This window comes from Mesorhizobium sp. M1227 (assembly GCF_040318315.1).
Taxonomy (GTDB): Bacteria; Pseudomonadota; Alphaproteobacteria; order Rhizobiales; family Rhizobiaceae; genus Mesorhizobium.
This window is the reverse complement of record NZ_JAMYLZ010000007.1, coordinates 123,561-146,280: the sequence shown is the minus strand read 5'-3', so window position 1 is coordinate 146,280 and position 22,720 is coordinate 123,561. Positions and strand designations below refer to the sequence as shown.

At 63.0% G+C, this 22,720-nt stretch carries 20 protein-coding genes; 11 read left to right on the top strand and 9 right to left on the bottom strand.

Going from position 1 to position 22,720, the window contains the following annotated elements:
* Window positions 1-23 precede the first annotated feature (23 nt).
* From NKH28_RS12325 to NKH28_RS12275, 11 genes are all read left to right on the top strand, one after another.
* On the top strand, window positions 24-1,394 hold the full coding sequence (locus NKH28_RS12325) for a glutamine synthetase family protein (RefSeq protein ID WP_352469498.1): 1,371 nt from the start codon (window positions 24-26) through the stop codon (window positions 1,392-1,394).
* A gap of 180 nt (window positions 1,395-1,574) precedes the next feature.
* Window positions 1,575-2,963, top strand: coding sequence for an aldehyde dehydrogenase family protein (locus tag NKH28_RS12320; protein ID WP_352682481.1), 1,389 nt, complete (start codon window positions 1,575-1,577; stop codon window positions 2,961-2,963).
* A gap of 42 nt (window positions 2,964-3,005) precedes the next feature.
* Window positions 3,006-3,491: a DUF2569 domain-containing protein gene (locus NKH28_RS12315; protein WP_352979023.1), complete on the top strand. Its 486-nt coding sequence runs from the start codon at window positions 3,006-3,008 to the stop codon at window positions 3,489-3,491.
* A gap of 38 nt (window positions 3,492-3,529) precedes the next feature.
* On the top strand, window positions 3,530-4,702 hold the full coding sequence (locus NKH28_RS12310; RefSeq protein ID WP_352979021.1) for an iron-containing alcohol dehydrogenase: 1,173 nt from the start codon (window positions 3,530-3,532) through the stop codon (window positions 4,700-4,702).
* A 241-nt stretch (window positions 4,703-4,943) separates the two neighbouring features.
* Complete coding sequence (locus NKH28_RS12305) at window positions 4,944-6,050, top strand: ABC transporter substrate-binding protein (RefSeq protein ID WP_352979019.1); 1,107 nt, start codon at window positions 4,944-4,946, stop codon at window positions 6,048-6,050.
* Window positions 6,051-6,110: 60 nt separating this feature from the next.
* Complete coding sequence (locus NKH28_RS12300; protein ID WP_502898191.1) at window positions 6,111-7,028, top strand: ABC transporter permease; 918 nt, start codon at window positions 6,111-6,113, stop codon at window positions 7,026-7,028.
* The gene (locus NKH28_RS12295) at window positions 7,025-7,816 is read left to right on the top strand and encodes an ABC transporter permease (RefSeq protein ID WP_352690462.1); all 792 of its coding nucleotides are present in this window, start codon (window positions 7,025-7,027) and stop codon (window positions 7,814-7,816) included. The genes NKH28_RS12300 and NKH28_RS12295 overlap by 4 nt, the downstream gene beginning before the upstream one ends.
* A 23-nt stretch (window positions 7,817-7,839) precedes the next feature.
* Complete coding sequence (locus NKH28_RS12290; RefSeq protein WP_352690465.1) at window positions 7,840-8,904, top strand: ABC transporter ATP-binding protein; 1,065 nt, start codon at window positions 7,840-7,842, stop codon at window positions 8,902-8,904.
* Window positions 8,905-9,066: 162 nt separating this feature from the next.
* Window positions 9,067-10,617 carry a cation:proton antiporter gene (locus NKH28_RS12285; protein WP_352620344.1) on the top strand — a complete coding sequence of 517 codons (1,551 nt, stop codon included), beginning with the start codon at window positions 9,067-9,069 and terminating at the stop codon, window positions 10,615-10,617.
* 89 nt (window positions 10,618-10,706) lie between these two features.
* Window positions 10,707-11,621, top strand: coding sequence for an endonuclease/exonuclease/phosphatase family protein (locus NKH28_RS12280; protein WP_352767697.1), 915 nt, complete (start codon window positions 10,707-10,709; stop codon window positions 11,619-11,621).
* A 7-nt stretch (window positions 11,622-11,628) separates the two neighbouring features.
* Window positions 11,629-12,474: an EamA family transporter gene (locus tag NKH28_RS12275; protein WP_352539371.1), complete on the top strand. Its 846-nt coding sequence runs from the start codon at window positions 11,629-11,631 to the stop codon at window positions 12,472-12,474.
* Here NKH28_RS12275 and NKH28_RS12270 read toward each other — a convergent pair whose 3' ends face one another.
* From NKH28_RS12270 to NKH28_RS12230, 9 genes are all read right to left on the bottom strand, one after another.
* Window positions 12,475-12,786, bottom strand: a complete 312-nt coding sequence (locus NKH28_RS12270) for a Dabb family protein (RefSeq protein WP_352682488.1) — start codon at window positions 12,784-12,786, stop codon at window positions 12,475-12,477.
* A 10-nt stretch (window positions 12,787-12,796) separates the two neighbouring features.
* On the bottom strand, window positions 12,797-14,425 hold the full coding sequence (locus NKH28_RS12265) for a GMC family oxidoreductase (RefSeq protein WP_352979016.1): 1,629 nt from the start codon (window positions 14,423-14,425) through the stop codon (window positions 12,797-12,799).
* A 12-nt stretch (window positions 14,426-14,437) separates the two neighbouring features.
* Window positions 14,438-15,199 carry a 3-ketoacyl-ACP reductase gene (locus tag NKH28_RS12260; protein WP_352469507.1) on the bottom strand — a complete coding sequence of 254 codons (762 nt, stop codon included), beginning with the start codon at window positions 15,197-15,199 and terminating at the stop codon, window positions 14,438-14,440.
* Window positions 15,196-16,716 carry a GMC oxidoreductase gene (locus NKH28_RS12255; protein ID WP_352979014.1) on the bottom strand — a complete coding sequence of 507 codons (1,521 nt, stop codon included), beginning with the start codon at window positions 16,714-16,716 and terminating at the stop codon, window positions 15,196-15,198. Before NKH28_RS12255 ends, NKH28_RS12260 begins: the two co-directional genes overlap by 4 nt.
* A 5-nt stretch (window positions 16,717-16,721) precedes the next feature.
* Entirely contained in the window at window positions 16,722-17,837 is a 1,116-nt protein-coding gene (locus NKH28_RS12250) for an ABC transporter ATP-binding protein (protein ID WP_023675366.1), read from the bottom strand.
* A gap of 4 nt (window positions 17,838-17,841) precedes the next feature.
* Entirely contained in the window at window positions 17,842-18,786 is a 945-nt protein-coding gene (locus NKH28_RS12245) for a carbohydrate ABC transporter permease (protein WP_023675367.1), read from the bottom strand.
* Window positions 18,783-19,742 carry a carbohydrate ABC transporter permease gene (locus NKH28_RS12240; RefSeq protein WP_352469510.1) on the bottom strand — a complete coding sequence of 320 codons (960 nt, stop codon included), beginning with the start codon at window positions 19,740-19,742 and terminating at the stop codon, window positions 18,783-18,785. The genes NKH28_RS12245 and NKH28_RS12240 overlap by 4 nt, the downstream gene beginning before the upstream one ends.
* A 144-nt stretch (window positions 19,743-19,886) precedes the next feature.
* Window positions 19,887-21,140 (bottom strand): ABC transporter substrate-binding protein, encoded by a 1,254-nt coding sequence (locus NKH28_RS12235; protein ID WP_031194023.1) that lies wholly within the window; start codon window positions 21,138-21,140, stop codon window positions 19,887-19,889.
* A 59-nt stretch (window positions 21,141-21,199) separates the two neighbouring features.
* Entirely contained in the window at window positions 21,200-22,711 is a 1,512-nt protein-coding gene (locus NKH28_RS12230) for an aldehyde dehydrogenase family protein (protein WP_352767112.1), read from the bottom strand.
* Window positions 22,712-22,720: the final 9 nt, after the last annotated feature.

Genomic DNA, 22,720 nt, shown 5'->3' with positions numbered 1-22,720 from the left:
CAAAGCGCTGGAGTGCCAAAGGAATGGCCGGAAATTTCTCGTTCGATCAGTTGAAGCAAGCGGTCTCCAGCGGCGAGGTCGACACGGTGCTGGCCTGCATCGTCGATATGCAGGGGCGGCTCGCGGGAAAGCGGTTCCTGGCCCGTTATTTCGTCGATTCCGCGCATGACGAGACGCATGGCTGCAACTATCTCTTGGCGGCAGACATCGATATGGAACCGGTGCCCGGCTACAAGGCGGCGAGCTGGTCGAAGGGTTATGGCGATTTCGTCATGAAGCCGGACCTTGCGACGCTGCGGCTCGTTCCGTGGCTGGAGAAGACGGCGCTGGTGATCTGCGACGTGCTCGACCACCATACCCATGACGACCTGGCGCATTCGCCGCGCGCCATGCTGAAGAAGCAGGTCAAGCGGCTGCAGGATCGCGGCTATATCGGCTATTTCGCTTCCGAGCTCGAATTCTATCTGTTCAGCGAAACCTACGATTCCGCCCGCAAGAAGCACTGGCAGGGCCTCGAGACGGCATCGCCCTACATCGGCGACTACCAGATCGGCATCACCACCAAGGAAGAAGGCGTCATGCGCCGGCTGCGCAACGAGATGGAGGCGGCCGGCATCCCGATCGAGAATTCGAAGGGCGAGTGGGGGCCAGGCCAGGAAGAGATCAATGTCCGTTACGCCGAGGCGCTCGACATGGCCGACCGCCACGTCATCCTGAAGAACGGCGCCAAGGAAATCGCCGAGTCCGAAGGCAAGGCGATCTCGTTCATGGCCAAGTACAATTACGGGCTCGCCGGCAATTCCAGCCACATCCATAATTCGCTGTGGAGCGCCGACGGCAAGACGCCGTTGTTCTACGACAAAAATGCCGAGTGGACGCTGTCGACACTCGGCCAGCAATGGGCGGCCGGCCAGCTCAAATATGCCAAGGAATTCACCTGGTTCCTGGCGCCCTACATCAACTCCTACAAGCGCTTCCAGGCCGGCACCTTTGCGCCGACCAAGATCATGTGGAGCGAGGACAACCGCACCGCCGGTTTCCGTCTTTGCGGCGAGGGCACCAAGGGCATCCGCATGGAATGCCGCATCGGCGGCGCCGATTTGAACCCCTATCTGGCTTTCGCCGCGCTGATCGCGGCCGGGCTTGCCGGCATCGATGAAAAGCTTGAACTGCAGAAGCCCTTCGTCGGTGATGCCTACCAGGCCTCGCAGCTGCCTGAAATTCCAAAGACATTGCGCGACGCCACCGCGACGCTGGCGGAATCGAAAATGCTGAGGCAAGCGCTCGGCGACGATGTGCTGGAACATTACGTCCACACGGCACACTGGGAACAGTTCGAGTACGACCGCCGGATTACGGACTGGGAACTGCACAGGGGGTTCGAGCGGTATTGAATAATCTGGCAACGTTGGCGCCGCTCCTCACCCTCAGCCTCTCCCGTGAAGAACGGGGGAGAGGGGGCCCGCCGCTGAGCTTGTCCCTTCTCCCCGTCAGTATACGGGAAAAGGTGCCGGCAGGCGGATGAGGGGCGGCGCTAACCAACGACATTATTGTAGAATGCGAGGACCCAAGGCATGACCGAAACGGTCAAGATAAAATCCCCCGTCGACGGTTCGATCTATGCCGAACGGCCTCTTGCCACCGACCAGGCGATCGGTGCCGCGGTCGAACGTGCCAAGGCGGCACAGGAGAAGTGGGCTGAGACGCCGGTCATCGAGCGCGGCAAATACATGCTTGCCATGCTGGAAGCGCTGGTCGCCATGACCGACGAGATCGTGCCGGAGATCGCCTGGCAGATGGGCCGGCCGGTGCGCTATGGCGGCGAGTTCGGCGGCGTCAGGGAACGCGTCAGCTACATGGTCGAGATCGCCGAGGCGGCCCTGAAGCCGGTCATGGCCTCCAATCCGAAGGACGGCTTTCGCCGCTATGTGAAGAAGGTGCCACTCGGCGTGGTCATGGTGATCGCGCCGTGGAACTATCCCTATCTCACTGCCGTCAACACCATCGTGCCGGCGCTGATGGCGGGCAGCGCTGTCATCCTCAAGCATGCGGCACAGACATTGTTGGTCGGCGAGCGGTTTCAGCAGGCGTTTGATAAGGCCGGCCTGCCCAAGGGCCTGTTCCAGAACCTCGTCCTGAACCACGCGCAGACCGAAAGGCTGCTCGGCTCCGGCAAGATCGACCATGTCAACTTCACCGGCTCGGTCGCCGGCGGCCGCGCCATCGAGAAGGCGGCGGCGGGCACCTTCATGACGCTCGGCCTCGAACTCGGCGGCAAGGATCCGGCCTATGTGCTGCCGGACGCAAAGATGGACCATGCCGTTGCCAATCTGGTCGACGGCGCTTTCTACAATTCCGGCCAGTGCTGCTGCGGCATCGAGCGCGTCTATGTGCATGAGACGGTCTACGATGAATTCGTCGAGGGCTTCATTGCCGAGACCAGGAACTACGTCGTCGGCAATCCGCTCGACCAGGCGACCACCATGGGGCCGATGGCGCAGGCGCGCTTCGCCGACCTGATCCGCGAGCAGAAGGCCGAGGCGTTGCGCAAGGGCGCCAGGGCGCACATCGATATGAAGGTGGCCAACGACAGGCAAGGTTCGCCCTATCTGGCGCCGGAAGTGCTGACCCAGGTCGACCACCAGATGAGCGTCATGCGCGAGGAAAGCTTTGGCCCGATCGTCGGCATCATGAAGGTGCGCAACGACGAGGAGGCGATCGCGCTGATGAACGACAGCCCCTATGGGCTGACGGCCTCGATCTGGACGCGCGACATTGAGCATGCGGCGGCGATCGGCGATCGTGTCGAGACCGGCACCGTGTTCATGAACCGCTGCGACTATCTCGACCCGGCGCTGGTCTGGACCGGCGTCAAGGACACCGGCAAGGGCGCGGCACTGTCGGCCATCGGCTACGACAATCTGACCAGGCCGAAATCATACCATCTGCGCGAGGTGATCTAAGGTGGCGATCGACAGGCATGCGATCGCTGTTGAGGGGGAGTAATGGCGGATACACAACAATCGGCGCTGCCAGATGGTGAGGGTCCCGAGGGTATCGGCGGATGGCTTGTCCTGCCGATGCTCGGGTTGATGCTCACGCCGATACTGGGATTGGTACAACTGCACAATACCGACTATCTCGGCTTCGACTGGCAGGCCTTCAGTTTTTCTCAAGGTGCGCTGCTCGTTGCCGAACTGGTGACAGCAGGCGTTCTAAGCCTTACAGCCCCGGTCCTGTTATTGTTCTTCATGTTCAAGCGCTGGGAGATATTCCCGGGCTGGTACATGATTTGGGCAGTCGCGATGCCGGTATATGCCATCCTCGACCCATGGGCCGCGCATCTGGTTTTTCGCGAGAGCTTTCCAACCTTGGCTGATGCGTTCGACGGCGAAACGATGCGCGGAATTTACCGTTCCGTCTGGGCCGCAGCCGTCTGGATTCCGTACATGATGCGGTCAGACCGTGTGGCCAATACCTTTGTGAATTGACGACATCCGAGAGCACGAAAGCAGTCAAGAAGGTCGAAATGACAAAACTCGTTTCCAAATGGAATTACCCGACGACCGTCCGCTTCGGCGCCGGACGCATCAAGGAGCTGCCGGAGGTGCTGGCGGCGACCGGCATCAAGCGGCCGCTGTTCGTCACTGATCCGGGGCTGGCCAAATTGCCGGTCGTCGCCTCGACGCTGAAAATACTGGACGACGCCAAGGTGCCGTATGGCGTATTTTCCGAGGTCAAGCCGAACCCGGTGGATTCCAACCTGACCGCCGGCATTGCCGTGTTCAAGAAGGGCAAGCATGACGGCGTCATTGCCTTTGGCGGCGGCTCGGCGCTCGACCTCGGCAAGCTGATCGCCTTCCAGGCCGGGCAGACGCGGCCGGTCTGGGATTTCGAGGATGTCGGCGACTGGTGGACGCGCGCCGATGCCGATGCGATCGCGCCGATCATCGCCGTGCCGACCACGGCCGGCACCGGCTCGGAGGTCGGCCGCGCCGGCGTCATCACCAATGAGGCGACCCATACCAAGAAGGTCATCTTCCATCCAAAGCTTTTGCCGGCGATCGTCATTGCCGATCCGGAGCTGTCGGTCGGCATGCCGGGCTTCATCACCGCCGGCACCGGCATGGATGCGCTTGCCCATTGCCTCGAAGCCTATTGCGCGCCGGGCTATCACCCGATGGCCGACGGCATCGCCGTGGAAGGCATAAGGCTGGTCTTCGAAAACCTGCCGAAAGCCTATGGCAACGGCAAGGATCTGGTCGCCCGCGCCAACATGATGAGCGCCGCTGCCATGGGAGCGGCCGCCTTCCAGAAAGGGCTTGGAGCGATTCATTCGCTGTCGCATCCGATCGGCGCGCTCTACGACACCCATCATGGCATGACCAACGCCGTGTTCATGCCCTACGTGCTGGCCTTCAACCGAGAGGCGATCGAGCCGCGCATAGCCCGGCTCGCCGCCTATTGCGGCATCAAGGGCGGCTTCGACGGTTTTGCCAAGGCTGTTGTCAAGCTGCGCAAGGAGCTCAAGGTGCCGCACGCGCTGCCCGGCCTGATCAAGGGGCTCGACATGGACAAGAAACGCAAGGGCCTGATTGCCGACATGGCGGTGGTCGATCCGACCGCCGGCGGCAACCCGGTCAAGCTGACCAAGAAGGCGGCGCTGACGCTGCTCGAAAACGCCATCGCCGGCACCGTCTGAGAAATTTTCGCATCGGAAATCGACTTGGGAAAAGAGGCAAAGGAAAGGGGGAAAGATGAAAGGCAAGATCGAAACTAGTTAGCCGGAAAAAGAATCGCGAAGCGATTGCTACAGTCGGTTAAAAAGAGTTTACTTTTTCATACTGCGGGGCATCGCTTTCACAAAGCTTTCATCTGGCTGTCACACGAAAACGATACCGCATCGCAGGCGTCCAACGGCGTCAGTTCAACGGAGAGAACACATGTTCAAATTCACGGGAAAACTGCTTTCCCTTTCGGCCGTCGCCCTGATGGCGACCTCTGCCATCTCGTCGGCCCAGTCCATGGATGAACTGGTCGCCGCAGCCAAGACTGAAGGCCAGCTCACCACCATCGCGCTGCCGCATGACTGGTGCGGCTACGGCGCGGTCATCGACGGCTTCAAGGCAAAATATCCGGGGATCACCGTCAACGAGCTCAACCCCGATGCCGGCTCCGGCGACGAGGTCGAGGCGATCAAGGCCAACAAGGACAACAAGGGCCCGCAAGCGCCCGACGTCATCGACGTCGGCCTGAGCTTCGGCCCGACCGCCAAGGCCGACGGCCTGCTGATGCCCTACAAAGTGTCGACCTGGGACTCGATCCCCGACAGCGCCAAGGATGCCGAAGGCGCCTGGTACGGCGATTATTACGGTGTTCTGTCATTTATGGTCAACAAGGACCTGATCAAGGAATCACCTACCGACTGGGCGGACCTCCTGAAGCCGGAATTCGCCAATTCGGTCGCGTTGGCCGGTGACCCACGCGTGTCGAACCAAGCCATCCAGGCCGTCTACGCTGCCGGGCTTTCCGGTGGCGCGGCCGCTGGTGAAGCCGCCGGCACGGCTGGCCTCGACTTCTTCAAGAAGCTCAACGCTGCCGGCAATTTCGTCCCGGTCGTGGGCAAGCCAGCAACGCTCGCACAGGGCCAGACCCCGATCCTAATCAACTGGGACTACAATGCGCTCGCTGGCCGCGACACGTTGAAGGGCAACCCACCCGTCGACGTGATCGTGCCGAAGACCGGCGTCGTCGCCGGTGTCTACGTGCAGGCAATCAGCGCCTATGCGCCGCATCCAAATGCAGCCAAGCTCTGGATGGAATACCTCTACTCGGACGAAGGCCAGATCGGCTGGCTGAAGGGCTATTGTCACCCCATCCGCTTCAATGACCTCGCCAAGAACGGCAAGCTTCCGGCCGACGTGATGGCCAAGCTGCCGCCGGCCGAGTCCTATGCGGCGGCGGTGTTCCCGTCGCTCGACGAGCAGGGCAAGGCGAAGGAAGCCATCAGCAAGAACTGGGACGCCACTGTCGGCGCCAACGTCAAGTAAGACTTGAATCCACCGGGCGGTCGCGAGGCCGCCCGGCTCTCTAGCAGACGGTAGCCGGCCATGGCCGATCTCTCGCTTTCAAATCAGGCATCTGCCACCAAGCCGGCGCCACCGAAGGAGGCGACCGCCTTCCGTTTGCCGACGCAATGGATCGGAGTGGCGCCGTTCTTCATCTTCGCCCTGATGTTCCTGATCCTGCCCACGCTCTATCTCGTCGTGGGGGCTTTCCAAGGCAGCGAAGGCCAGTTCACGCTAGACAACATCTTGCAGCTGGTCAGCGATCCTTCGATCAGCAATTCCTACTGGTCTTCGATCAAGATCAGTTTCTGGTCGGCCATCATCGGGGCGTTTGCTGGGCTCGCAATAGCGATCGCGATAGTGCGCGGCGGACTTCCAAGCTGGACGCGCTCCGCGACCCTGACCTTTTCGGGCGTCGCCTCGAATTTCGCCGGCTTGCCGCTCGCCTTCGCATTCTTGGCTACGCTCGGCCGTGTCGGCATCGTCACAACGCTTCTGCGTGACGTCCTCAATATCAACATCTACGCGATGGGCTTCAACTTTCTCACCACATCGGGGTTGATTGCGGTCTATCTGTTCTTCCAGATACCTCTGATGGTGGTCATCATCGTGCCGGCCATTGACGGCTTGAAGAAGGAATGGGGAGAGGCCGCCGCCACACTCGGCGCCACTCAGTCGCAGTATTGGCGCATGGTGGTCATCCCTGTGATATGGCCGAGCTTCCTCGGCACGGTCATCTTGTTGTTCGCCAACGCTTTCGGCGCCATCGCGACTGCTTATGCGTTCGCCGGTCCGACGCTTAATATCGTTCCCATTAAGCTCTACTCGCAGATGAATGGCGACGTGTTGCACAACCCACAACTCGCTTATGCCATAGCCTTCGGCATGATCGTTATCACCGGCCTTGCGAATGTCTTCTACATTTGGTTTCGGACTCGCTCCGAAAGGTGGCTCAAATGAAGTCGGGTAAGTTCTGGGCCTGGGTCTTATTCATTGTCGGGGCCGCCTATTTCTTCATTCCGCTGATTGCGACGGTGGAATTCTCGCTGCGCATGCGGCGCGGCGTTCATTCATTCGACGCCTATCAGGTCGTGCTGGGCGACGCGCGCTTCCAGTCAACCTTCCTGTTTTCGGTCATCGCGGCCGTCTGCACCATCATTCTCGGCGTGCTGATCGTGGTGCCGGCGGCGTACTGGATCCGGTTGCGTCTGCCGCAGTTGCGGCCAATCGTCGAATTCATCACCCTATTGCCGCTGGTCATTCCGGCCATCGTCATCGTTTTCGGCTATATCAGGATGTACGGTTCGAATTCGCCATTGCCGTTCCTGGGTAGCAATTGGGGCGCGAACGCGTTGCTGGTCATTGGCTATACGACGCTGGCTCTGCCTTATATGTATCGGGCCGTTGACACCGGCCTGCGCACCATCGATGTGCGCACGCTGACCGAAGCCGCGCAAATTCTGGGCGCCGGCTGGGGCACGATCATTGGCCGCGTGATCCTGCCCAACGTGCTGATCGCAGTGCTGTCCGGTGCCTTCCTGACTTTCGCCATCGTCATTGGTGAATTCACCATGGCCAGCCTGCTCAGCCGCCCGGCTTTCGGCCCTTATCTGCAGAACATCGGTGCCAACCGTGCCTATGAACCCGCCGCCCTTGCGGTGATCGCCTTCGCCATTACCTGGGGCTGCATGTCGCTGATCCAGATACTGTCGCGCTTCGCGCCGCGATCGGCGAACAGCCCGAACTGATCGACAAGCCGAAAGAAAAAGCCATGGCCGAGCCATTCCTCTCAATCCAGCAGGTGCGAAAATCCTTCGGCGCCGCCACGGTGGTGCAGGATTTCAACCTCGACGTCGAGCCGGGCGAATTCGTCTCATTCCTTGGCCCGTCGGGCTGCGGCAAGACGACGGTGCTGCGCATGGTCGCCGGCTTCGAGGAGCCAAGCGCCGGTAAGGTCGTCGTGGCCGGCAAGGACATCACCCGGCTGAAACCCAATCAGCGCAATATCGGCATGGTGTTCCAGGCCTATGCGCTGTTTCCGAACCTCACGGTGGCACAGAATATCGGGTTCGGGCTGAAGGTCGCCGGTATGCCGAAGGCCGATGCCGACAGGCGCATTGCCGAAATGCTCGACATCATCAAGCTGCCGCAGATGGGCGACCGCTATCCCTATCAGCTCTCCGGCGGTCAGCAGCAGCGCATCGCGCTGGCGCGGGCGATTGCGCCCAAGCCGAAACTGCTGCTGCTCGACGAGCCGCTGTCGGCGCTCGACGCCAAGGTGCGCGTGTCGCTGCGCGAGGAAATCCGCTCGATCCAGAAGAAGCTCGGCATCACCACCATCTTCGTCACCCACGACCAGGAAGAAGCGCTGTCGATCTCCGACCGCATCGCCGTCATGTATGGCGGCAAGGCCGAGCAGGTCGGCACGCCGTTCGAGATCTACAACCGGCCGGCAACCAAATTCGTCGCCAATTTCGTCGGCACGCTGAACGTGCTCGAAGGCACGGTCACCGACGCCGCTTCGGGCAAGGTGCGCGTCAACTCGCAAGAGGTCTCGCTCAAGGGCAAGCTCAACGGCTCGAAATCCGGCGACACGCTGTCGCTGGCGTTGCGGCCCGAGGCGATCTCGCTCGGCCGACACCCCGGCCGCGATTCCAGCCTTTCGGGCGAAATCGCCGAGGTGCATTTCCTCGGCTCGGTCATCCGGGTTCGCGTCGGCATCGGCGGCAGCACGGTCTCGCTCGACACGTTCAACAGTCCGGCCACACCGCCGCCGGCCGTCGGCGAAAAGGCCGAGATTTCGTTCTCGTCGGGCGACATGCTGGTGCTGCATTAGGAGAAGAGTGAATGGTGAATAGTGAATAGTGAATAGTGAATAGTAAGAATGCGCTTTACGCGCCGAAATTCCTCTGCACGCAGCCATTCACCATTCACGAGCAGCCAAAGCCGTCGCCGTTTTTGCAGTGCCAATCGCCCGGCTTCACCGCTACGATAAGGCATGGCGCTTTTTGAACTCACGCTTGTCCTGCTTCTCATCGCGGTCGCACTGACCGCGCTGTCGCGGCGTCTGCAGATTCCCTATCCGTCATTGCTGGCGCTGGCCGGCGCCGGCATCGCCTTCCTGCCGTTTGCCCCGACCATCGAGATCGACCCGGAGCTGGCGCTCGCTCTGTTCATCGCGCCGGTTCTGCTCGACGCGGCCTATGACACGTCGCTGCGCGATCTCAACCGCTACAAGGTTTCGCTCATCCTGCTGGCGCTTGGCGCCGTCATCTTCACCACCGTGACGGTCGCGCTGGTCGGCTGGACGATGGCAGGCCTGCCCATTGCCGCGGCCATAGCGCTCGGCGCGATCGTGGCGCCGCCCGATGCGGTGGCGGCGGCGGCCGTGCTCGGACAGTTCAAGGTGCCGCACCGCATCACCGCCATCCTGGAAGGCGAGAGCCTGCTCAACGACGCCACGGCGCTGTTGATCTACAGGATGTCGGTTTCCGCAGCCGCCGGCTCCATCCTGTTGAGCAGTGCCGTTCCAATGATCCTGCTGTCGACGGTCGGCAGCCTTGCCGCAGGCTATGTGCTCGGCCGGTTGTCTCTCGCCATACTCGGCCGCATCGACGACCCGGCGAGCGGCACCGTGGTGCAATTCGCCTCAACCTTCGGCGTCTGGATCCTGGCCGACAGGATAGGGCTTTCCGCCATCATCACGATCGTCGTCTATGCCATGACGATCGCACGTACATCGCCGCGCCGCATGCCGGCAAGGAATCGTGTCAGCTCCTACTCGGTCTGGGAGACGGCGGTGTTCGTGCTCAACGTGCTGGCCTTCGTTCTGATGGGCCTGCAAGCGCGGTCCATCGTCGGGCGACTTGCCGAGCAAGGACAAAGCGAGGCGTTCGTCTTTGCCCTGGCTGTGCTGGCCGTCGTCATCGTATCACGGCTCGTCTGGGTTCTGGGCTGCGGCGCGATCCTCAGAGCGCTGGCCCGTCTGGGCGACGAGGACAGGCGGAAGGACGCACCGACATTCCGCGGCGGCGTGCTCATCGGCTGGTGCGGCATGCGTGGCCTGGTGACGCTTGCGGCAGCCTTCGCCTTGCCGGCCGACTTTCCGGGCCGTGATCCGATCGTGCTCGCCGCTTTCACGGTCGTGCTCGGCACGTTGGTGCTGCAAGGCGTCAGCCTGAAACCGTTGCTGCTTCTGCTCAATCTCGACCTCGACCGGACGGTCGACCGGGAGGTGGCGCAGGCGCGCGTCGCCATCATGCAGGCGGCGCTGGACGTGCTCAGCGGCAAGACATCGAGCGCGGCCGGGGCGGTGCGAGAGCAATATGCCGCCCAGCGCGCCATCGCCGAAAACCCGGAGGATGCCCAGGCGGCGACCGAGTATGACAGATTGCGTCTCTACGCCATCAAGAGCCAGCGCGATGCGCTGGAGCGTTTGCGCATCGACGGAACGATCGGCGACGAAGCCTACCACCGCCTTGAGGAAGAAATCGACTGGTCGGAACTGGCAGCATCCCCGCCCGGTCGGTTCCAGCCGCTGACCACTTAGCATCTGGCCCAAGCTCCCTCCGCCCGGGTGCACATTGCAAGGCTGTCAGCGAACGGCTACTGCCAGCAGGAAACTGAGCCGGATAAGCAATGAAGCTGGTCAGCTATAACATCCAGTACGGCTTCGGCAGCGATGGCCGCTACGACCTGGCGCGTTGTGCCAAGGTCGTGGCCGGCGCCGACATCGTCGCCTTGCAGGAGGTGGAACGGCACTGGTTGCGCAGCAACGAGGACGACCAGCCGGAACTTCTTTCGCAATTTCTGCCCGACTACCATTGGGTCTACGGGCCGGCCTTCGACATGGATGCCAGCCACCGGCGTGAAGGCCGCATCGTCAACCGGCGGCGGCAATTCGGCACCATGGTTCTGTCGAAGCTTCCGATCGTCTGGTCGCGGCTGCATACGCTGCCGCTCAGGCGCACGCTGCGGCCGCTCAACACCCGCAATGCCGCACTCGAATGCATGATCCGCACCCCTGCCGGTCCGGTGCGGGTGCTGTCGTTGCATCTGGCGCATATCGCGGCCGAGGAGCGGCTGGAGCAGATCGACTATTTGCTCGCCGAGCATCGCCGTGCGCCGTCCGAGGGCGGCCCATGGAGCGGCGCCGACGACGAGCCGGCGCGCAACTGGAGCAATGGCGAACAGGAGCCAGAAAACCCCGTAGCGGCGATCTGGTTGGGCGACTTCAACATGGAGCCGGATAGCGCCGAGTACCGGCGCATTGTCGGCAGCGCGCCCTATCATCGCGGTGCCGCCTATCTCGACGGTTTTGTCGATGTCGCCGCCGTCGCAATGGAACCGACAGCGGATTTCCACACCCATGTGAAGACTATCGATGGCAGGCTGGCAAAGCGCCGGCTCGACCATTGCTTCGTCGGCGGCATGTTTGCCGGGCGCGTGCGCTCGGTCAGCGCCGATATCGGCCAAATCGCTTCCGACCATTTTCCGCTCTGGGTCGATATCGACCTGGAGACGCCGATCGTCATCGGGACGGGCGGCGGATGAACCGCCGATGAGCCTGTTTGTCTTTTTCGCGGTGCTCGCCGCCGCTTCCATGCATGCGATCTGGAACGCGCTGGTCAAGGTCCATCTCGACCGTTTCCTGTCGATCACACTGATGACGCTCGGCATGGGTGCCGCTGCGCTGGTGACGTTGCCTTTCGTCGAGGTGCCGAAGCCGGAAGTGTGGCCATACATCCTCGCCTCGGTTGTCTTCCACATGGGCTACAGGACGTTCCTGATCGGCGCCTACAAGGCCGGCGATTTCGCCCAGACCTATCCGCTGGCGCGCGGCACCGCGCCATTGCTGGCCGCTTTGGGGGGCGTTGTGGTGGTTGCCGAGATGCCGGCGCCGCTCGCCATTCTCGGCATCCTCTTGTTGTCGGCGGGCACGCTGGTGCTGTCGTTTCGCGGCGGCGCGCATCTGGAGAAATTGAACCTGCGCGCCGTCGGTTTCGCGTTGGGCACATCGATCTTCATCGCCAGCTACACGCTGTCGGACGGCAGCGGCGCGCGGCTGGCCGCCACCGCGTCGAGTTATGCCGCCTGGCTGTTCGTCTGCGATGCGCTGTGGGCGCTGGTGCTATGCGTCGTCTCTCGCGGCCCACAGGCGCTGCCGGTGCTGGCGCGCGACTGGAAGGCCGGAATCTATACCGGCGTGCTCAGCGGCGGCGCCTACTGGATCGTGATGTGGGCGATGACCAAGGCGCCGATCGCCTCGGTGGCGTCGCTGCGCGAAACATCGATCCTGTTCGCCATGATGATCTCGGTCTTCGCGCTCGGCGAGAAGATGACGGCATGGCGAGGTGCCGCGGTGCTTAGCATCGTTGCCGGCGTCGTTGCGCTGAGAATGGGATAGTCACGCGATCTCCAGATCAAACACCATCAGCCCGTCGGTGCCGCCTTCGAGCGCCGCGACCAGTTTTGCGCCGGCTCGCTGATGCGCTTCATGCTCCAGATAGGCATCGCGTGCCGCAGCGTCGCGAAAGTCGATGGTGAAGCCGTGCGTGAAGCCGCGGGCGAAGGGTTCCGGGCTGGTATTAGCGCTGAATTCGACCTTGCCCATGCCGTCGATCACGGCCCGCAACGCTTCGAGATCGGCATGGATTGCCGCGCGCTCGGCGTCGGCGGCATCGTTGCGAAATCTGACGAAGACACAGTGCCTGATCATTCTTTGTCCCTCATGCCGCTCGGTTGGTGGAAAACACCGCCGGCGGCAGCGGCTCGCGGCCAAGGATCAGATCGGCGCCTTTTTCGCCAACCATGATCGTCGGGGCATTGGTGTTGGAGGAGGGGATGCGCGGCATCACCGAGGCGTCGCAGACGCGCAGGCCCTCGATACCGCGCAGCCTGAGATCTGGCGTTACCACGCTCATCGCATCGTGGCCCATGCGGCAGGTGCCGACCGGGTGGTGGTCGGTCTTGGAACTGCGGCAAGCGTAGTCGAACAGCTCGTCGCCGCTCTGCAGGTCGGGTCCCGGCAGTACCTCGCGCAGCACAAAGGGGGCCAGCGCCTTCTGCCGCATGATCTCGCGCGCCAGCCTCAACCCTTTGATCGACATGTCGCGGTCATAGGAATCGGACCAATAATTCGGATCGATCAGCGGGCGGTCGGCCGGATCGGCACTGTTCAGCCGCACGGTGCCGCGCGAGCGCGGGCGCAGGAACGCCGAGTTCAGTGTCACGCCCGGATTGTTCAGCTTCTCGACGCCGGCCTCGATGCCGGAGCCGAGGCCGAGATGCAGCTGGATATCGGGAGAGGCGGCGGTCGGATCGGCGTACCAGAAGCCGCCGGTCTCGAACAGGCTGGAGGCTACCGGGCCTTTCTTCAGGAGCAGATACTGCAGCCCGGCCCACGCCGTCCAGTGCAGCTTGGCGTAGTTGTCGTAGGTGTGATCGCCGGTGCATTCGGCGATGACGAACAGGTCGAGATGATCCTGCAGGTTGGAGCCGACGCCGGGCAGATCGTGCACCGGTGTCACGCCGACCGCCTTCAGATGGTCGGCCGGGCCGATGCCCGACTGCAGCAAAAGCTTCGGCGAGCCGATGGCGCCGGACGAGACGATCACCTCGCGCTCGGCGCGCAGGATCGTTGGCTGGCCGCCCGGCCTGTCGACGATCTCGACGCCGACGGCGCGGCCCTTGTCGACGACGATGCGCGTCACCAGAACGCCGGTCCTGACGGTGAGATTCTTTCGCTCGCGGATCGGCCGGAGATAGGCGACAGAGGCGGAGGAGCGCTTCGCGTCCTTCTGCGTCAGCTGATAATAACCGACGCCCTCCTGGGCTACCCCGTTGAAGTCGGGATTGAAGGGGATGCCCATCTCCTGTCCGGCACGGAAATAGGCCTCGCAGATCGGCAGCGGCGCGATCGGGTTCGATACGCCGAGCGGGCCTTGGTCGCCGTGGAAATCGTTGGCATAACGCTGGTTGTTCTCCGCGCGCTTGAAATAGGGCAGCACGTCGCGATAGCCCCAGCCGGCAAGGCCTTCTTCCTTCTCCCAGGCGTCGTAGTCGCGGGCGTTGCCGCGCGTGTAGATCTGGGCGTTGATCGAAGAGCCGCCACCGATCACCTTGGCCTGCGTGTATCGGAAGACACGGTCCTGCATGTGCTTTTGCGGCACCGTCGACCAGCCCCAGGCGGCGATGCCCTTGGTCATCTTGGCGAAACCGGCCGGCATGTGGATCAACGGATGCCAGTCCTTGCCGCCGGCTTCGAGCAGCAGCACCTGATGCGACGGATCTTCGCTCAGCCGGTTGGCGAGTACGCACCCGGCCGGGCCGGCGCCGACGATTATGTAGTCGGTCATGGCATCACCTGTTCATAGCCTCGGCACCGACAGCGCGCCGTCGATATTGATGACCGAGCCGGTCGAAAAGCCGAACTTGCCGCCGGCGAGCGCCGCCACGGCGGCACCGATATCTTCGCTCTCGCCCCAGCGCATCGCCGGCACCAGCCCGCCGTCGATCAGCCCGTCATATTTGGCGGTCACACCGGCGGTCATGTCGGTGCGGATGATGCCCGGGCGCACCTCGAACACGGCGATATTTTCGGCGGCGAGCCGCAGTGCCAGGTTCTTCACCCACATCGAAAGCCCAGCCTTGGAGATGCAGTAATCGGAACGTTCCGGCGAGGCCATGGCGGCGCTGACCGAAGTGATGGTGATGATCGATCTCGCACCATCGCTTGGCAGGCCGAGCATCGCTTTGGCGACGGCCTGGCTGAGGAATACGGTGCCGCGCAGATTGATGCCGAGCACCCGGTCGAAATTTTCCGGCTTGAGCTCGAGCAGATCGCCGCGCAGGACAGTGCCGATGCCGGCATTGTTGACCAGGCAGTCGATGCGGCCGAAGGCGCTTGTCGCGGCATCAATCAGCGCTGCGTGGCCGTCGAGGTCGGCGATGTCGCAGCTGACATAGGCGAATTTCGCGCCGCGCCCGGTGATGTCGGCGGCGAGCCCGTCTGCGGCTTCGTCAGCAAGGTCGGCGACCAGAATATCGAAGCCGGCGCTGGCCAGCGCCTCGGCACAGGCAAGGCCGATGCCGCGCGCGCCGCCGGTGACGATCGCTGCCGGGCGGCTCATGTTGCGAGCTCCGTCTTGCGGATATGGTCGGCGACGCGCAGCGCCTGTGCGGCGATCGACAGCGCCGGATTCACGGCGGCCGAATTCGGCAGGAAGCCGGCATCGACGACGAATAAATTGCTGTGGTCGAAGGAGCGGCAGAACGGATCGAGCGGCGAGGTCGCTGGATCGTTGCCCATCTTCACAGTGCCGCATTGGTGCGAGGGCGTGCGCTTGTCAAACGGACGCGACAGGACGATCGGATAGCCGCAGGCGCGGAAATTCTCGCGCATCACCTTGGTCAGTCCGTCGAGCGACTGCATGTTAGAGCGCCGCCACTGCATGACGATGTCCTTGCCGTCGACCGTGATGCGGCTCTCGGGATCGGGCAGGTCCTCGCACATCAGATACCAGTCGACGGCGTGGCCGGCCATGAAATCGAGCGCGAATTTGGGCGCGCGCCTGACATTGGCCTTGAGGATGTTGCCGTCGATCTTGCCGAGGAGCTGGACATTGCCGAGCGGCTTGCCGCCCTTGCCGTCGGACAGATAATAATCGTTCAGCATCAGCGTCTTCTGGTAGACGGATTTGTTCCGGCGGCGTGGATCGATCGCCAGCATGGCGCTCGAATTGTGGTTCATGAAGTTGCGGCCGACCTGGTCGGAACGGTTGGCCAGGCCTTTGCCACCTCCCTTGCCCTTGGAAGAAGGGGAAGGCGAACGCAGCAGGACGGCGGCTGAATTGACCGCGCCGGCCGACAGGATCACCAGCTTCGGCGCGACTTTCTTCAGCGCACCGTTCTGGCGGTAATGGACGGTCTCGATCGTCCTGGCGTCCGGCGATGCCTCGAGATATTCGACATGGGCGCCGGTCTCAAGCCGGATATTCTGATCGGCAAGGGCTGCTGCCAACGGCCCGGATTGCGCGTCGATCTTGCCGGTCCCGGTGTTGGGAAACGCGTCCCACGGCGTGCTGCCATCTTTCAGCCAGGCTTCGATGTCGACGCCGAGCGGCAGCGATGCCGGATGCAGGCCTAGGCTCTTCAACTCGGCGCGCGCACGCGCGATCGACGGCTCGTCTGGTACCGGCCCGAAAGGGTAGGGCGTAGAGTGGAACGGCTCGGTCGGGTCTTCGCCGAGTGCACCGCGCACGTGAAAAAGCTGCTCGGCCTTGGAATACCAGGGCTCGAATTCCTCATAGGAAAACGGCCAGGCCGGCGAGATGCCGCCATAGTGCTCCATCTCCGAAAAGTCTTCCCTGCGGTAGCGGATCAGCACAGCGCCGTAGAATTTCGAATTGCCGCCGACATAGTAGTAATTGCCCGGGTTGAAAGGCGCTCCGCCGGCCTCGAGCCACATCTCCTTCGGCCGATAATGACCATCGACGAAGATCGCGCGGGTGTCGCGTGTGTGCGGCGTTGCCGGCAGGGCTTCGCCGCGCTCCAGCATCAGGATCGAGGCGCCACTGCCGGCAAGGCCGGAGGCGATCGTGGCGCCGCCTATGCCGGAGCCGATGATGACGATGTCGGGATTTGTCATGGCCGTTAGACGATGCGTTTCTCGGTCGCCGGATCGAAGAACACCGCCTTGGTCAGGTTGAAGGCGAGCGGCGTGACCGTGCCGGGCTGGATTTTGGCATCGGCGCGCAGCCGCGCCACCACCGCCTTGCCGCCGAGATTGGTGACCGCGAACGTATCCGAGCCGGCCGGCTCGATGACCTCGATGTGACAGTCGGCGCGGGCGATGTTCGAGGCGTTGCGTTCGGCACCCTCGGGATCGGTCAGTGCTTCCGGGCGGACGCCGAAGATGATCGGTTTTCCCTGGAATGCCGACAGGCCGGCCGGCGCATTGCCCAGCGGCAGCGAGATCGGCTGGCGCGCCTCGCGCTCCATGACGACGGAGAAGCCGCTGCCGTTGCTGCCGATCGTCGCCGGGATCAGGTTCATCGCCGGCGAGCCCATGAAGTCGGCAACAAACAGGTTGACCGGGTTGTTATAGATTTCGGCTGGCGTGCCGAACTGCTGCACCTCGCCGTCGCGCATCACCGCGATCTTGGTGGCCAGCGTCATCGCCTCGATCTGGTCGTGGGTGACGTAGACGATGGTGGTGCCGGTGGTGGCGTGCAGGCGCTTGATCTCGATGCGCATGTCGACACGCAGCTTGGCGTCGAGATTGGACAAAGGCTCGTCGAACAGGAACAGCTTTGGATCGCGCACCAGCGCCCGGCCCATGGCGACGCGCTGGCGCTGGCCGCCGGAGAGCTGGCTTGGCTTGCGCTTCAGCAGATGGCCGATCTGCAGGACCTTCGCCACCTTGTCGATCGCCTTCTGGCGCTCGCCGGCCGGCACGCCGCGCATCTCCATGCCGAAGGCGATATTGCCGGCAACCGTCATGTTCGGATAGAGCGCGTAGCTCTGGAAGACCATGGCGATGTCGCGCTTGGAGGGGTGGAGATCGTTGATCGTGCGTCCGTCGACGCGGATTTCCCCTTCGGTGATGGTTTCCAGGCCGGCAATAGTGTTGAGCAGCGTGGACTTGCCGCAACCGGAAGGCCCGACCAGCACGAGGAAGCCGCCCTTTTCCAGGTCGAGGTCGATGCCTTTCAGGATCTCGACCGCTCCGAAACGCTTCTTCAGCCCGTCAATTTCCAGAAAAGCCATGCGATTATCCTTTGACGGCGCCGGCCATCAGGCCGCGCACGAAATAGCGGCCGGCGAGCACGTAGACGAGGAGCGTCGGCAGCGCGGCGATCATCGCCGCCGCCATGTTGACGTTGTATTCGACGACGCCGGTCGAGGTGTTGACGACATTGTTCAGCGCCACCGTCATCGGCATCACGTCGCCTGAGCCGGCATAGGCGGAAGCGAAGAGGAAGTCGTTCCAGATGTTGGTGAACTGGTAGATCACCGTCACCACGATGATCGGCAGCGAGTTGGGCAGCATTATGCGCCGGAAGATCTGGAAGAAGCTGGCGCCGTCGATCTGCGCCGCCTTCACCAGCTCGTTCGGAAACGCTTCGTAATAATTGCGGAAGAACAGGGTGGTGAAGCCGATGCCGTAGACGACGTGAACGAACACCAGGTTCACGGTCGGATTGCCGAAGCCGAAGGTGAGGCCGGTCGCGTTCTGCAGCTTGACGCCGAACCGGCCGAGGCTGCCGAGGATCGTTGCCATCGGCAAGAGGACGGACTGGAACGGAATGAAGCAGGCAAACAGCATCAGCCCGAACACCAGCGTCGCCCCGCGAAAGCGCCACTTCGTCAGCACATAGCCGTTGAGCGCGCCGAGCAGGGTCGAGATGATGACGGCCGGAACCACCATCTTGATCGAGTTCCAGAAATAACCCTTCATGCCGACGCAGGTGAGACCCGAGCAAACCTCGCTCCACGCCCTTATCCAAGGTGCGAAGGTCGGCTCCTGCGGCAGCGCCAGCATGTTGCCGTTCTGGATTTCGTCCATGGTCTTGAACGAGGTCACAAGCATGACGAACAGCGGCATCAGATAGAACAGCGCGAACAGCGCCAGCAGCCCGTAGATGACAATACGGTTGACCGTCCTGGCGCTGATACCGCCAGTGCTCTGGCGAGCAGGAGTGGCCACGGCGCTCATCGCGGCTTCTCCCGAAGCTCGGAATAGAGATAGGGAACGATGATCGCGGTGATGGTCATCAGCATGATCACGGCGCTGGCCGAGCCGACGGCCATCTCGTTGCGCTTGAAGGTGTACTCATACATGAAGTTGGACGGCAGCCAGGCCGAACCGCCCGGCCCGCCGCTGGTCAGCGCGACCACCAGATCGTAGGATTTGATGGCGAGATGCGCGAGGACGATCAAGGCGGACAGGAAGATCGGCCGCAGCAGCGGGATGACGATGCGACGGTAGAGCTGGAAGGTGGTGGCGCCGTCGATCTGCGCCGCCTTCAGGATCTCGCCGTCGATGCCGCGCAGGCCGGCCAGGAACATCGCCATGATGAAGCCCGACGCCTGCCAGACGCCGGCGATGACCACCGTGTAGATGACGAAATCCTTGTTCTTGATCCAGTCGAAATGGAAGCTCGTCCAGCCCCATTGGTGCAGTGTCTGCTCGAGGCCGAGGCCGGGGTCCAGAAACCATTTCCAGGCAACGCCGGTGACGATGAACGACAGTGCCATCGGGTAGAGGTAGATCGGCCGCAGCACACCTTCGCCGCGGATCTTCTGGTCGAGCAGGATCGCCAGGAACAGGCCGAGCGCCAGGCAGATGGAAATGTAGAGGAAGCCGAAAATCCCCATATTGGTGATCGACGTGTACCAGGAGGACGGCGGATCGCTTTCGAAAGTCCAGCGCCATAGCCGCTGATAGGCGCGTGGCCCGGTGATCGCATAGGAGGGAAAGGTCTTGGAATTGGTGAAGGACAGATAGATCGTCCACAGGATGAAGCCGTAGACGAAGACGATTGTGGCGGCGAAGCTCGGCGCCAGCACGAGCTTCGGCAGCGCATTCTGAAGGCGCGAGCGCACCGTGGCGCCCGGACGGGCATCGTGCTCCGGCGTCAGCGTGATACTGGTTTCAGCAACTGTGCTCATCTGTCCATTCCGTATGGCGGGTCCGGAATTCTGCTGTCTCGGGCTCTGCGGCACGAAAGCGTGCCGGTCGGCGCAACCGCAAAACCTCGCCGCAGGGGATCTCCCCGGCTTGCGCCGGGGAGATCATTCACATGGGCGGGTGCCTTACTTGGCGTCTTCGATCGCGCTGACCAGTTGGGTCACGGCCTCGTCCGAGGTCTTGATCTGGCCGTGCACGAATTTCGAGACGACATCCTTGTAGGCGTTGGCAACCGCGGGAGGCGCGCCATAGCCCTGCGCCAGCGAACCGAACAGCGTGCCGCCTTCATTGGCGGCCTTCAGGTCGGCCATGCCCTTCTTGCCGCAAGCGTCGAAGTCGGTGTCCGGCACGTCGGTGCGGGCCGGGACAGAGCCCTTGACGACGTTGAAGGCCGACTGGAAGCTCTTCGACAGCGTGGCGGTGGCCAGGGCGATCTGGGCGGCCTTGCGGTCCTCCGGAACGTTGAACATGCCGAACATGTCGGAGTTGTAGACGACGCTGCCGTCGGTGCCCGGGAAGCGGTAGCACAGGAAGTCGGTGCCCGGGACCTTCTTGGCGGCGTTGAATTCGCCCTTGGCCCAGTCACCCATCACCTGCACCAGCGCATCGCCCTTGATGACCATGGCGGTGGCGAGGTTCCAGTCCCGGCCCGAGAAGTTCGGGTCGACATAGGTGACGAGCTTGGCGAGATTGTCGAACGACTTCTTCATCGTGTCGGACTTCAGCGACTCCTCGTCGAGGTCGTTGAAGGCCTTCTTGTAGAACTCAGGCCCGCCGGTCGACAGCACGACTGAGTCGAACATTGTCGCTTCCTGCCAGTTCTGGCCGCCCAGCGCGAGCGGGATGACGCCCGCCGCCTTGGCTTTGTCCAGCAACGCAATGAAGTCGTCGAAGGTCTTGGGCTCGGTGCCGCCGATCTTGTCCATCACCGCCTTGTTGATCCATAGCCAGTTGACCGAGTGGACATTGACCGGAGCCGCGACCCACTTGCCGTCATAGACGGAGAATTTCTGCAGGGCCGCGGGAACGGACTTGTCCCAGCCTTCCTTTATCGCCGTCTCGGTCAGGTCGCCCATAACGCCGGCTGCGGCGTAATCGAGCACGGTATAGCCAAGCATCTGCGAGGCGGTCGGGTAGTTGCCCGCTGCCACCATCGCCTTCAGCGCGGTCATGGCAGCGTCGCCGCCGCCGCCGGCCACCGGCACGTCCTTCCAGGCAAAGCCTTCCTTGGCCAGATCCTGCTTGAGCACGTTCAGAGCGGCAGCTTCGCCGCCCGACGTCCACCAATGCAGCATCTGGACTTCCTTGACGTCCTCGGCATGGGCCGCGAACGCAACGCCCGATGCGAGAGCCGTCCCGATAAGCAGTTTGCGCAACATGTACTTCCTCCCTTGTTGAACTTACACGACCGGCGGATGCCCGCCGGGTTCTTCCCAACTCAGCCGACCCACCATCCGGTGCGCTGGCCGCGATGAAACTGGATTGTCTTTTCCTCGGTATAATCCTCGACGGCGCGCTTGCCGAGTTCGCGTCCGAGACCGGACTGCTTGTAGCCGCCGAAAGGCAGCTCGGGGTAACCCTCCATGAACGTGTTCACCCAAACGGTTCCCGAACGCACATTCCGCGCCACCGACATGCAGGTATCGATGCTGGCGCTCCACACGCCCGCCGACAGACCATAGGGCGTGTTGTTGGCGATGTGCAACGCCCTTTCAATCGATTCAAAAGTCAGCACCGAGAGCACCGGACCGAACACTTCCTCGCGTGCAATGGCCATGTCTTCGGTGACATCGCGAACGATGGTCGGATCAAGATACTGGCCGGCGCTCGAAGCAAGCTGATTGCCGCCGCTACAGATCCGGCCGCCGCCGTTTTCCGCTGCCGTCACGTAGCCGGTGACCTTGGCCATATGGTCGGCGGAGATCATCGCGCCGACCTTGGTGCGGTCGTCGAGCGGGTCGCCGACAACCACCTTGGCGGTGAGGGCATTGACGGCGCCGAGGAACTCGTCGGCGATCGCCTCATGGACGATCAGCCGGCTGCCGGCATTGCAGCATTCGCCGGCATTGAAAAAGCCGCCGAACACCGCCGCGTCGGCGGCGGCCTCGAGGTCGGCATCGGGAAAGACGATCTGGCCGTTCTTGCCGCCGAGCTCCATCGCGACTTTCTTCAGCGAGTTGGCGGCAGACGCCATGGTCATCTTGCCGACGCGGGTGGAGCCGGTGAACGACACCATCTCGACCAGCGGATGGCTGACCATCGGTGCGCCGACATCGGCGCCCAACCCGGCAAGGATGTTGACGACGCCATTCGGCAGGCCGGCCTGCATCAGGATCTCGCCGAGCACAAAGGTCGAGGCCGAGGTCATCTCGCTCGGCTTGACCACCGCCGTGCAGCCGGCGGCGAGCGCGAAGGGCAGCTTCTGGCTGACGATAAGGAACGGGAAATTCCACGGCGTGATGATGGAGACGACGCCGATCGGTTCGCGCAACACGACGCCGAGCATGGCATCGCCGAGATTGGCGTAGCTTTCGCCGTGAAGCGTGCGGGCAAGTGCCGCGGCATAACGCCAGATATCGACGGCGCCGCCGATCTCGCCGCGCGCCTGCGCAATCGGCTTGCCGGATTCCAGTGCGTCGAGCCGGGCAATCTCGTCCAGCCGCGCCTCGATCAGGTCAGCAGCCTTGAGCAGGATCGCGGCGCGCTCGGCGGCCTTCATGCGCGGCCACGGGCCGGTCTCGAAGGCCCTGTGCGCGGCCTGTACCGCAGCCTCCACGTCCGCCGCGCCGGCTTGTGCATAGCGCGAGACGGTGAAGCCGTGGCCAGGGCTGCTGCGCTCCAGCGTGCGGCCGTCCTGGGCGTCGACGAACCTGCCGCCGATCAGCAGCCGGTAGCTTTTCGGCGCTGCGGCTGCCTCGGCGGGCATGGCGATGTTGAGAGGTGCGTTCATGTGCGTTTC